An 11,377-nucleotide genomic window follows, 5' to 3' on the forward strand; every position below is an offset into this window, starting at 1 on the left:
ACCCGACGCACCGGCCTGACCGACCGGTCGCCTCTCACTTGCCGGATGGGCGCGACTCCTCCCACGCCCTGTACGCATCGCGGGCACGCACTACCGCCTCCGCCACCGAGAACGCCTGCTGCCACGCTCGCTCGTCGAGCTCGTCGTAGTGCTTGAAGTAGGCGAGGAACCAGCCGTCGGCGACCTCGACGCTTACCGGCCGACCACGATCGGTCAGCAGCGCGACCAGCTCGTCGGTCATGAACGCTCGGGCACCTGCGTGGTCGTGGGTTCGCGCGACCAGCGCGTACTTCTCGTCCTTGAAGGCGTCGGTGCCAAGGATGTCGGCGGGCCGTACCCCACCCGTCCGGCCGTGGTGGAAGGTGAGCCGCGGAGGCTCCACGTCCAGCTGGGCGGCAAGAAAACGCACCTGGATCGTCCCCTGACCCTGCCAGCGCGTGTGGGTGGCCAGTTCGAAGGACAGGCCACCGGCCGGCCATTGCACCCGGTGCATCGTGCGGGCGTGAGGCAAGGAGACGAAGATCGAGCCCGGCAGCAGCCGCACCTGCGCCTCCGGTTCGACCGGTAGGTCGTTGGCCCGGGCGAACGTGACCAAGCGGACCAGCCGCCCAACGCTGCGGCGCTCGCTCAGGGCCACGAGCACCTTGACCAAAACCCCCAGGAGCACCGTCCCTGCGATGAAGAACCCGCCCACAACCAGCGCGTCGGGGTCGCCCTCCACGAGCTGCACAACGATGGCGATCAGCACGAGGAGGGTCAGGAACCCGCCCACGAGCCAGCCAATCGCGGTGCTTGCCCGCCCGGCGCCGCCGACGTGCCGCGCGGTCTCCGGGCCGAAGTCACCGCGGCGAGCCGCTTCGAGCACCGCGGCCGAATCGGTGGCGGTGGGGGTCGCCCGCAATGGGGCGTAATCGACCATGTCCGGACTCATCCGTCACAGACTAGGGGCTCTCCTGCGAAAACCCTGCTCGACCGACAGGCCTCGACCCACGGGCGCTGCGCTGTGCATCAGAAGTCGCTGTCGCCGTCGGTCTCGGTGTAGCTGGTCGTCGCGGCGGAGTTGCCGGCGAGGTCGGTGGCGCCGGTGCCGGGTGTCCAGGTGATGTCGGCTGGGGCGGCCGCGATGGTGGTGGTGCGGCTGGGTGTGCCGAGGGTGATGGTGAGGCTGGTTCCGCTCACGGTGAGCGTCGTGGGGGTTCCGGTGAGACCGAACGTGGTCGCAGCGCTGACGTAGTCGCTCCTCTTGAGGTTCAGGTTGCCGAGGGGCAGGGCGGTGGTGTTGGTGGCGTTGTAGATGGCCAGCTTGTCCTTTGCGCCGCCCGTTCCGGTTGCCCGGACCACGACGTTCTGGGTGGTGGTGCCGTTCCAGCCGGGAATGATCGAGCCGGAGTCGACAGATTCGGAGTAGGTGAGCGTGAAGGTGTCGCCCTGGTCGAGCCTGCCGGCCGTGCCCGCATTGGTGGTGGTGACGCCGGTCGCGGTGGGCTTTGTGCGGTCGATGGTGAAGGTCGTGGTGGTGGTGGTGTTGTTGCCGAAGGTGTCGGTCGCTCGGACGGTCAGGGTGTAGGTGTCGTCGGCAGGGAAGGTGGTCGCGGTGAGGGCATGGTCCCAGGACGTGGTGCCGGTCGCGGTGATCCATTCCTGGCTGGTCGAGCCGAAGTCGCCGCCGCTCAGGTAGAGGCCGGTGCTGTCGCGCTGGAGGCTGACCTCGACCGAGGCGACGTCGCCGGCAAGGTCCGAGGCGGTGCCGCAGAGGTCGCCGGCTCCGACCGCACAGCCCGCGGCGTAGGTGGCGTTGTTGTACGTGCCGCCGGCGGTGGGGAACGTCGTGTCGATGGCGGGAGCCGTCGCGTCGACCGTCCAGGTCCGTGTGGCCGGCGGGCCGGCGTTGCCTGCGTCGTCGACCGCACGCACCTCGAAGGTGTGCGAGCCGTCGGCGAGTGACGCGTGGGACGTCGGGCTGTTGCAGGACGCCCAGGAGCCCGCGTCGAGGCGGCACTCGAAGTCGACGTCGTCCTCGCCGGTGAAGGAGAACTCCGCGTTGGTTCCGCTCGTCCCGGTCGGCCCGGAGGTGATGGCAGGTGCTGCGGGCGGTTTGCGGTCGATCGTGATGGTCACCGTGTCGAACGCGGTGAGCCCGACGTCGTCGGTCACACGTGCGCGCAGCCTGTAGGTGCCGTCGTCGGGGAACGACTCGCCGGACATCGCGTAGGACCAGGAGGAGGTGCCGGTGGCCGGGAGGAACACCTCGGTGCCGCTGGCGAAGTCGGTGCCGTTCCAATACGTCGACGTGCCGACCCGCCGGATGCTCACGTCCACGCCGACCACGGCGCCTTCGTCGTCCGAGGCGGTTCCACACACGTCGCCGGCCGGGGTGTCGCAGCCGGCGTCGTACGTGGTGTCGTTGTAGGCCCGGCCGCCGCTCGGGAACCCGAAGTTGATGCTCGGCCGGCCGGCTTCGACGGTCCACGTGTAGGAGGCAGCCGTACTGACGTTGCCCGCGATGTCGGTGGCCCGGACCGCGAAGGTGTGCAAACCGCCTGCCAGGCCGCTGTAGTCGACCGGGCCGGTGCAGGCGGCCCAAGGACCGGCGTCCAGCCGGCACTCGTCGAGGGTCCCCGCCTCGGCCACGGTGAAGTCGAACCTCGCCGAGGAGCCTGCCGGGTCAGGCGGGGCTTGCACGATCTCTGGCGCAGGCGGCGCGACGGCGTCCAGGGTCACGTCGACCCCACCGGTGGTGACGTTGCCGACGGCGTCTGTGGCACGCCAGCGCACGGTGTAGGTGCCGTCAGCGGGGAAATCTGTGCCGGCGAACGGATAAGTCCAGGACCCGGTCCCGGTGGTGGTCTGCCAGGTCTCGGTCGGGGCCGCGAACGCGGTGCCGTCCCAGTAGCTGTTGGTGCTGGCCCGTCGGATGCTGACGGCGACCCCGGCAAGCCCGCTGCCGACGTCGCTCGCGGTACCGCAGATGTCTCCGTCCGGAGTCCCGCAGCCGGCCGCCCAGCCCGCGTGGTTCAGGCGGGTGGCGGTCGGGAAGGTCATGGCTGCGGTCGGCGCCGTCGCGTCGACAGTCCACGTCGTCGAGGCGACGTCGCTCGTGTTGCCCGCCCTGTCGACGGCGCGCACGTCCACGGTGTGGGCGCCGTGCGAGAGGTTGTCGTACGTCAGCGGGCTCGAGCAGGTGGTCCACGCGCCGGCGTCCAGCCGGCACTCGAAGCGGGCCGTCGGTACGGCGGCGGCGGTGGACGCGGCGGTGGCGGTGAATGCGGCGGCGTCTGTGAACTCGATGGTGGCCGACGGCCCGCTGGTATTCGGGGGCTCACCGGTCAGGGTGGGCGCCTCCGGCTCCGTCCGGTCGATGGTGAACGTACGCGCGTCGTAGCCCAGGTTGGTGCCATCGCTCGCGCGTGCGCGCAGGGTGTAGTCGCCTTCCGGCAGCGAGGCCGCCGCGATGGCGTAGGTCCACGACTCGGTCCCGGTGGCGGACAGCCAGGTCTCGGTGCCTGTGGTGAAGCCGAGACCGGTCCAGTACTGACCGGTGCCCAGCTGGCGCAGGCTCACGGTGACCGCTGTGACGGCGACGTCGTCCTCCGCGGTGCCGCACACGTCACCGGACGCGGCTGTGCCGCAGCCGGCTGTGAAGCCGGCGTCGTTGTAGTAAGCGGACATCGTCGGGAAGCCGGTGGTAACGGTGGGCACATTGAGGTTGACGGTCCACGTGTGGGAGGTGGTTGTACTGGTGTTGCCGACCGTGTCGGTCGCGCGGGCCTGGAAGGTGTGCGAGCCGGCGGAGAGCCCGGCGTAGTCCGCGAAGCTCGCGCACGGCTCGAACGCTGCCGCGTCGAGGCGGCACTCGACCGTCGCCTCGGCCTCGGCCTCGGTGAAGGCGAAGGACACGGCGTCCCCGCTGACCGCAGGTGGCGCCTGGGTCAGCACAGGTGCCGGGGGTGCGGTGCCGTCGACGACGATCTGAGTTTCCGCCGCGTCACCGCTGGGAGAGGCCACGGCGTGGATGGTGTGGGTGCCGTCGCCGGTGTCCGCCGGCACCGTGACCGCGACCGACCCGCCACCGCTGGCCGGGACCTGCGCCGGGGTGGGGTTTCCGGCGAGGCTGCCCGTCAGCTCGGCCCCGGTCGGGCTGTCCAGGCGGTAGCCGAGAGTCTCGCCGGTGAGGAACCCGGCCGCCGTGCCGGTGACCGACGTGCCGGGCCTGACCGTGGTCGACGACAGCGTCAGCGCCGGCGCGGCCACCGCGACCGGGCTGCTTCTGACGCTCTCCTCGCCGCGCCAGCTGGTGCCGATCACCGGGGTCACGGAGTAGCGCCACTGCCCCGCGGGAACGCCGTTCTCGACACAGGTCGTGGTGGTGACCGTCCCCTCGCAGCCGGACCCGATGGTCTGCGGGGTCAGGGTGTCCGCGTCGTAGCGGGTGAGGACGTAGCCGTTCACCGGTTCGCCGTTCGACAGGGTGGTTGCCGCCCAGTCGACGGTGATCGTCCGCCCGGTGGCACTCGCCGAAGGGGTCGAGCCCTGGCTGACTGTTACTGCGCCGGCGGCGCCATTGCCCCCCGGGGCCGAACCGGTGGTCCAGAACGCCCAGGCCACCCCGACCAGGAGGCTGAAGACCAGGGCGGTCCCGATCAGGATCTCCAGTGCGGTCCGCCGGGCGGGGATCATGGCCCGGCCTCCAGGTAGACCGTGATGTTCGCGCCCTGGCACGCGTCCGCAGCGTCCGGGCTCATCGCCAGCGCGGCCGGCAGGGTGATCGACAGTGCGCCGTCCACAGCCCCGACCCTGGCGGGAACCGTCCAGCCGGAACCGCCATTGGTCTGCGGCGTGTAGCTCAGCGCCGAGACCGCACATCCGGAGTGGCCGACGTCGACGGCAAACCCAGCCTCGCCCTGACCCTCGTCCAGCCCGAGGGAACTGATGACCACGTCGGACGGGTTCGGGTTGGCCACGGTCAGCACCACGTCGGTCTGCCCGTCCGGGTACAGGGCAGCGGCCGGCATCCCCGGACTCAGCGTCACGGGCGTCGTGCTCCCCGTGGTCCCGGCGCCGGTGCCGCTGCCGAAGCTCCAGAACGCGCTGGCCACCCCACCGATGGCGACAGCGACGGCGAGGGCCACGAGCAGGGAGCCGATCCGGAGTGCTCGCCCGGGTGCGCGCCGGTGCACAGCCATCAGCGGTCCAGGGTTCCGGATGCGGTGTAGGCCAGCACCAGGGTCGCGCCCTTGCAGCCGTCCTGATTGGTCGGCCGGTCGACCATGCCCACCTGCGGCCACTCGGTCCGGGCCAAGCCGGTGCTGCTCAAAGCGCGCGTGGCACCTGCCTCGACCGTGACTTCGATGTCGCCCGCGGACTGGGTCACCGCGAAGTCGCCGACTTCGCAGGGATGGACGGCGTCCGCATTCGGGGCGCTGACTTCACGAACGCTCACGGAGAGGTCAGTAACGGAAAGGGTGGCTCCGTGCGGGTTGGTGAGCTCCAGATCGAAGGGGACCATGACCCCGGGCGAGATCGGCTCGGTGGCGTTTCCGGCGATGGTGAACGACCCGGACGGGTCTGCCAGCTCCGCACCACCGGCCCCCGCCCCGGTCGTCGCACCACCGAGGTCCTCGCCGTCGCCGGCAACCAGGCGCACCACGACGACCACGGCCACGCCGACCAAGAGCAGGACGCACGCCAGCACGAGGCGTGCGCGCACAACGTCACTCATCTTGGCTCCCGGGGCAGCTTGCTGCTCCGGTCAGTTAGCAGCGTAGGCGATGGCCACGACCGCGTTCTTGCAGGCGTCCTGGTTCGCGCCCGCCTTGTTGTTGAACTGGATCGTCAATCCAGACCATGAGCCGACACCGCCACCGGCCGGCACCTGCGCGTTGACCGGGGCGGAGCCACCGATCGTGTAGTCAGTCGCGTCGCAGCCGTCCTGGTCGGTTCCGGTAACAGTGGCCGTGACCTCGGTGACGAAGACCGGGCTGTCATTGGGATTGTCGAAGTTGCCGCTGAGCACCTGAGCGGGCACACCTGGTGCGAGCCCGGTGACAGTGCTCGTCTGGTTGATGACCACGCTGTCGTTCGTACCGGTCGTCGCCTCGCCCGTGCCGGACCCCGTGTTGGTCCAGTAGGCGTAGGCAACCCCGGCCCCCACGATGAGTACGAAGATCCCCGCTGCAATGACAACTGTCTTCCGACTGAATCTACGCATGAGTGCCCCCTGTTTGCGGTTGTGACCAAAGTTAGTTGAGCCGTGCACTAACAGCATGCTCAGAGCCGGTATTAGCGACATAGCGGACCCTCCACTGTGCGTCGAATAGACCCTGCAGCCCTACATCGGGCTATTGCACTCCGCTTGATCTGTGCCGATCGCGATTTCCACTTACCCTGACACGATGGGGGGCGGACTTCGGGCGCGCGTTCTGCGTCGATGTGGTTATGCGGCGGCTCAAGCGGCGGGACTGTTCGCGCTGTCGGGCGTGCTCGCGCTGGCGGCAGTTCCGACCAGCCCGGGTCGAGCGGCGCTGCTGATCTTCTTGGCAGTCGCGGATCTCTTCACCGCGAGCGTGGTTCTCGCCTTGCCCTGGGCGTCGTGGGAAACGCGTCGGACGGCGGTACTGGCCTTGCCGGCCTTCACGTTCATGGGTTTGTCCACGTGGGCGTTCGGCGGATTCGCCGCAGGTACGGGACCTTTCTTCGTGCTGTTCTTCGCCTGGCTGGGGCTACATCATGGACCGAGGGTCATCGCCTGGTGCACACCGTTGGCGGCCGCCGCCTACGCTGCCCCCCTAGTGGCTTCGGGAGCAGATGCGCGGCTGCTCAGCACCACTGCGATCCTGCTGCCGACCGCGGTAGGAATCGGGCTGCTGATCTCGGCCCAGGTGCGCGCCCTCACGGAAGCCCAGGAGCAGCTGGCGTTCCAGGCCACGCGTGATCCGCTGACCGGCCTGCCGAACCGGGCGCAGGTGATGGAGCTTCTGCACGGCGCCCTCCACCGGACGCGGCGCACCGGTGACCTGCTCGCGGTGATGTTCATCGACCTCGACGGCTTCAAGGCCGTCAACGACACCCACGGCCATCGGGCCGGCGACACGGTCCTGCGGTCGGTGGCGGAACTGCTTCGAGCCGAGATCCGAGCCGGAGACACCGCCGCCCGGCTCGGCGGGGACGAGTTCGTCGTCGTCCTGGAGACCGTCGACAGCGAGGCCTCGGGCGTGGCGGCTGCCCGGCGGATCATTCGCGCCATCGCGCACCCCATCCCGGTTTCGGACAGCGAGGTGGCTCGCGTCGGGGCCAGCGTCGGAATCACCTTCAACCTGGACTCCTCCACCGATGCCGACGCCGTCCTGCACGAAGCCGACGTCGCCGTGTACCAGGCCAAGAACGCGGGCCGCGGCAGGGTGGTCACCTACGGCAACCCCGCCGCCGACGGCGTCGCCGAACCGACAGGCTCTGGCCAGCAGGCCGGCCGACGACCGCGACTCGAGTAACCGCCTGAGCGGTGAGGAGATCGCGTTGTCGGGGCGCAGTGTTGCGTCTCCCGGTTCGGGAGCATCATGGAGAGCGTCCCGGGGGCGGCCGGTATCTCGCGAGAGGAGCTGCGGCATGGAGCTGTCGGAGCGAGCACGAGCGGCACGCGAAGCGATCGAGCCCGTCACGTCCTTCTTCCTCTCGTTGCGCGCGATGGACGGGCAGCCCGACGTCGTCGACCTGACGTTCGGCGACCCGCACGAGATGCCGCTGCCCGGGCTCGTAGATGCCCTGCGCGCGAACCTCGAACCCCGCGCCGAGGACTGGTTCGCCTACAAGACCAGCCTTGCCCCGGCCCGGGAGACGATCGCCGCCGGCCTGCAGGTCGAGCTCGGCCTGCCCGTCGAGCCGGACGACGTCGCCATGACCCAGGGTGCGTTCGGTGCCATAGCGCTCGCGTTCCGGCTGGTCGCCGACGCCGGCGACGAGGTGGTGATCCCCGAGCCGGGCTGGTTCTACGCCCCGATGCTGCGCGCGGCCAACCTGGTCCCGGTCCGGGCGCCGCTCGCCGCGGACACCTTCGACCTGGACGTCGAGGCCATCGTCCGGGCGATCACGCCACGTACCCGCATCGTCGTCGTGAACTCCCCCGCGAACCCCACCGGCCGCGTCTACACCAGGGACCGGCTCGTCGACCTCGCGACGGCGCTCGAGGCGGCGTCGGAGCAGGGCGGCCGGCGGATCTGGCTGCTGTCCGACGAGCCGTACCGGCGCATCCGCTTCGACGGCATCGCCTTCACGAGCCCTGCCGCCTGCTACCCGTGGACCCTGATCGACTACAGCTACGGGAAGATCCTGCTCGCTCCCGGACAGCGCCTCGGCTATCTCGCGCTCTCGCCCCTGATCCCCCAGGCGGAGCGCGCGGACCTGCGCGCCGCCCTGCTCCCGCTGCAGATGGGGCTGGGCTGGGGCTTCCCCGATGCCCTCATGCAGTACGCGGTACCGGCCCTCGAGTCGGTCTCGATCGACCTGGTCGAGCTCGGGAAGCGCCGGGACCGCATGGTGCAGGCGCTCGGCGAGGCGGGGTACGCGCTCATCGTTCCCGAGGGCACGTTCTACCTGTGGGGCGCCGCGCCGGGCGGCGACGCCGTCACCTTCGTCGCCGCGCTCGCCGAGCGTGGCGTGTTCGTGCTGCCCGGGACGGTGTTCGACAGCCCCGGCCACTTCCGGATCAGCCTGACCGCCACGACCGCCATGCTCGAGCGGGCGCTGCCCGCCCTGCGGGACTTCGGTCCCGGCTGAGACCCGGGCTCACAGATCGTGCTCGGCGAGCTCGCGGAACTCGTCGGGCACGGCGCCGCCACGTCGCAGCACGACAGGGAGGTAGCCGACGGCGTCCCCACCGAACCGCGTCCGGATCGCGTCCATCGACTCGTCGACGGCGCGCCGTGCCGCCCCCTGCGCGGAGCCGGGACGCCACGGGTCCGGCGGCTCGAGGTCGAGCTCGAGCTGGATCGCGCGTTGGTCCGCGAGGTTCGAGACGGAGACGCCGAGCAGCGTGATCTCGCACGGTGCGGCGTCCTCGATCGCGGACCAGGCCAGCCGCTCGGCGACCTCGGTGAGCGTGAGCGTGGCCGCTACGGGCACCGGCAGCGTGAGGGACCGCGTCGCCCGCCGCATGCCCGCGAAACGCACCGCGACCGTCACGGTGCGGCCCGCGCGCCCCTTGGCGCGCAGCCGCCGCGACACCCTGTCGGACAGGTGCGCCAGGACCGCCCGGACGTCGTCGGGCTCGGGGCGGCGCCGGCTCAGGGCCGACTGTGCTCCGACGGAGCGTGCACGGCGGGTGGTGACCACCCGGCGGGGGTCCTCGTCCTGCGCCATCGACTTCAGCTTGTGACCGACGGCGTGCCCGAGGATGTGCTCGACCGCCGACGACGGGGTCCGTGCCAGCTCACCGATCGTCCGGATGCCGAGGTCCGCGAGGCGCTGCTCGTTCACCGGGCCCACGCCCCAGATCAGGCCGACGGGCAGCGGGTCGAGGAAGGCCCGCTCGGCGCCGGGGGCGACGACGACCAGGCCGTCCGGCTTCGCCACCTGGGAGGCGATCTTCGCGAGGTGCTTGGTCCGCGCGGCGCCGACCGAGATCGGGAGCCCCACCTCGGCACGGACGCGCTCGCGGATCCGCGCACCGATCGCCGCGGGCGGGCCGAACAGGTGCGTCGCGCCGGACACGTCGAGGAACGCCTCGTCGATCGAGATCCGCTCGACCGTCGGCGTGATGTCCGCCAGCACGGCCATCACGGCATCGCCCAGCCGTTGGTACTCCCGGAAGTGACCTCGGACGAAAACGAGCTCAGGGCAGAGCCGGGATGCCCGCCAGCCGGGCATCCCGCCCTGCACCCCGTGGACCTTGGCCTCGTAGGAGGCCGCAAGCACGACGCCCCCGTTGGGCCCGCCGCCTACGGCGATCGGCCGCCCGCGCAAGGCGGGATCCAGCAGCTGCTCGACCGACGCGTAGAACGCGTCGAGGTCGGCGTGCAGGATCGTGGCGCCGGGCACTGACATAACAACAGACTAGTCGAACATGCGTTCGAGGCACCAGCGTCTCGGCTCAGCCCACAGAGGGCGCCTTCCCAACGGTCAGGACGGCAGTAAGACGCGCCCACTTAGGGCTGAACAGGACGAGCGGCTCCCAGCCGTGGAGGATGGGAGCCGCTCGCGGTCCGCCGCCTACCAGCCCAGCGCCAGGCTGTCGACGAACGTGCGGAACCGGCCCGCGATGACCTGGTGGTCGCGGGTCGAGTAGTGCCAGTCGCAGCCGAGGAAGTCCAGGCCCGCGCTGTCGACGGACCAGTAGCGGACCCGGCTGTCGCCAGCGCCGGTGCGCTCCTGCACCACCTGCTGCACGTCGTCCGCGAACTCGCCGGCGCCCACTGCCACGATGGTCGTGCCGGTGCCGTAGCGGGTCCGCAGCTTCTGCACGAACTCGCTGTAGGCGGTGCGGTAGGCGGCGGCGAGGCTGTCCGGGGTCGTCCACGGCTCGCCCGGGTTGAGGGCTGTCGAGAAGTCATTGGTGCCGAGGTAGACCACGACGAGCTGCGGCCGCCAGGTGCCGGGGTCCCATACGTCCCCGGCCACGTTCAGCAGCGCCCGGTCGTAGTAGGTGCGGTAGCTGGTGCCCGGGTCGCTGCCGTTGTAGTTGCGCACCATCCCCCTGCCGGAGTACGCGTTGACCTGGTAGTCGGCGGACAGGCCGCGGGCGGTGAGCGCGCCGTAGCTGAGGTCGGTGTTGGTGGTCCGGTTGACCTGGTCCCAGGTGCACTCCCGGGAGGTGGAGGTGTTGCCGTAGCCGACGGTCAGCGAGTCGCCGATGAACTCGATCTGCCGGCTGCGGGCCGTCGGCTTCGTCAGGATTGCACCGCCCGGGGCTGCGACGAACCCGCCGAACGCGCTGGTGCTCCCCGGGCTCTCGTTGCGCTTCACGAGGCGTACGGTGTGCTCGGCGTCGCTCAGGCCGTTTACCCACCGGGTGGTCTGGCCCGGCGTCACGAGGGTGGCGACGGTCGCGCCGTCGACCTGGACGTCGTAGTCGGCGGCCGAGTCGTTGAGCACGATCCCCACCCCGGTGCCCCGGAACCGGCCCTCGAAGTGGATGCCGGGCCAGCTGTACTGGACGGAGTCGCCACTGGCCTTGACCCGGCCAGCGGTGTGTACCTGGGACAGTACGTCGGCGGTGGCTCCGGCGACCTTGGTCAGCTGCCACTGCTGGTTGGCACCGCCGCTGTCGGTGTACTGGGAGATACGAGCGCCGTCGGCGGTCGACCAGCCCCACAGGTCCAGAGCCTTGCCGCTGCTGCGGTTGATGAGCTTCACGTACCCGCCGTCGGTATCCACGACGCGGAACTGC

At 70.6% G+C, this 11,377-nt stretch carries 9 protein-coding genes; 2 read left to right on the plus strand and 7 right to left on the minus strand.

Annotated elements, in window-relative coordinates; genetic code table 11:
• Window positions 1-34: 34 nt before the first annotated feature.
• The 5 genes from IE250_RS20250 to IE250_RS20270 all read right to left on the minus strand — a co-directional run bounded on the left by IE250_RS20250 (window position 35) and on the right by IE250_RS20270 (window position 6,265).
• Window positions 35-919: a hypothetical protein gene (locus tag IE250_RS20250; protein ID WP_189671082.1), complete on the minus strand. Its 885-nt coding sequence runs from the start codon at window positions 917-919 to the stop codon at window positions 35-37.
• A gap of 89 nt (window positions 920-1,008) precedes the next feature.
• Window positions 1,009-4,677, minus strand: coding sequence for an Ig-like domain repeat protein (locus IE250_RS20255; protein ID WP_189671083.1), 3,669 nt, complete (start codon window positions 4,675-4,677; stop codon window positions 1,009-1,011).
• Entirely contained in the window at window positions 4,674-5,183 is a 510-nt protein-coding gene (locus IE250_RS20260) for a hypothetical protein (protein ID WP_189671084.1), read from the minus strand. Before IE250_RS20260 ends, IE250_RS20255 begins: the two co-directional genes overlap by 4 nt.
• The gene (locus IE250_RS20265) at window positions 5,183-5,719 is read right to left on the minus strand and encodes a hypothetical protein (RefSeq protein ID WP_189671085.1); all 537 of its coding nucleotides are present in this window, start codon (window positions 5,717-5,719) and stop codon (window positions 5,183-5,185) included. The genes IE250_RS20260 and IE250_RS20265 overlap by 1 nt, the downstream gene beginning before the upstream one ends.
• A gap of 30 nt (window positions 5,720-5,749) precedes the next feature.
• Window positions 5,750-6,265, minus strand: a complete 516-nt coding sequence (locus IE250_RS20270) for a hypothetical protein (RefSeq protein ID WP_189671086.1) — start codon at window positions 6,263-6,265, stop codon at window positions 5,750-5,752.
• Between the two features lie 127 nt (window positions 6,266-6,392).
• On the opposite strand from IE250_RS20270, the gene IE250_RS20275 reads away from it, so the two are divergent.
• Together IE250_RS20275 and IE250_RS20280 are read left to right on the plus strand one after the other, a co-directional pair.
• Window positions 6,393-7,487 carry a GGDEF domain-containing protein gene (locus IE250_RS20275; protein ID WP_189671087.1) on the plus strand — a complete coding sequence of 365 codons (1,095 nt, stop codon included), beginning with the start codon at window positions 6,393-6,395 and terminating at the stop codon, window positions 7,485-7,487.
• 115 nt (window positions 7,488-7,602) lie between these two features.
• Window positions 7,603-8,769, plus strand: coding sequence for an aminotransferase class I/II-fold pyridoxal phosphate-dependent enzyme (locus IE250_RS20280; protein WP_189671088.1), 1,167 nt, complete (start codon window positions 7,603-7,605; stop codon window positions 8,767-8,769).
• A gap of 9 nt (window positions 8,770-8,778) precedes the next feature.
• Here IE250_RS20280 and dinB read toward each other — a convergent pair whose 3' ends face one another.
• Together dinB and IE250_RS20290 are read right to left on the minus strand one after the other, a co-directional pair.
• Complete coding sequence (dinB, locus tag IE250_RS20285) at window positions 8,779-10,035, minus strand: DNA polymerase IV (protein ID WP_189671089.1); 1,257 nt, start codon at window positions 10,033-10,035, stop codon at window positions 8,779-8,781.
• Window positions 10,036-10,200: 165 nt separating this feature from the next.
• The coding region (locus IE250_RS20290) for an RICIN domain-containing protein (RefSeq protein ID WP_229872622.1) at window positions 10,201-11,377 on the minus strand (1,177 nt) is incomplete at its 5' end.

The sequence above is a fragment of the Promicromonospora soli genome (assembly GCF_014653785.1).
Taxonomy (GTDB): Bacteria; Actinomycetota; Actinomycetes; order Actinomycetales; family Cellulomonadaceae; genus Promicromonospora; species Promicromonospora soli.

Excerpts from the sequence above, each read along its gene's own strand:
- IE250_RS20250 (WP_189671082.1), bottom strand. The coding sequence starts at position 919 with ATGGTCGATTACGCCCCATTGCGGGCGACCCCCACCGCCACCGATTCG.
- IE250_RS20255 (WP_189671083.1), bottom strand. The coding sequence starts at position 4,677 with ATGATCCCCGCCCGGCGGACCGCACTGGAGATCCTGATCGGGACCGCC.
- IE250_RS20260 (WP_189671084.1), bottom strand. The coding sequence starts at position 5,183 with ATGGCTGTGCACCGGCGCGCACCCGGGCGAGCACTCCGGATCGGCTCC.
- IE250_RS20265 (WP_189671085.1), bottom strand. The coding sequence starts at position 5,719 with ATGAGTGACGTTGTGCGCGCACGCCTCGTGCTGGCGTGCGTCCTGCTC.
- IE250_RS20270 (WP_189671086.1), bottom strand. The coding sequence starts at position 6,265 with ATGCTGTTAGTGCACGGCTCAACTAACTTTGGTCACAACCGCAAACAG.
- IE250_RS20275 (WP_189671087.1), top strand. The coding sequence starts at position 6,393 with ATGGGGGGCGGACTTCGGGCGCGCGTTCTGCGTCGATGTGGTTATGCG.
- IE250_RS20280 (WP_189671088.1), top strand. The coding sequence starts at position 7,603 with ATGGAGCTGTCGGAGCGAGCACGAGCGGCACGCGAAGCGATCGAGCCC.
- dinB (WP_189671089.1), bottom strand. The coding sequence starts at position 10,035 with ATGTCAGTGCCCGGCGCCACGATCCTGCACGCCGACCTCGACGCGTTC.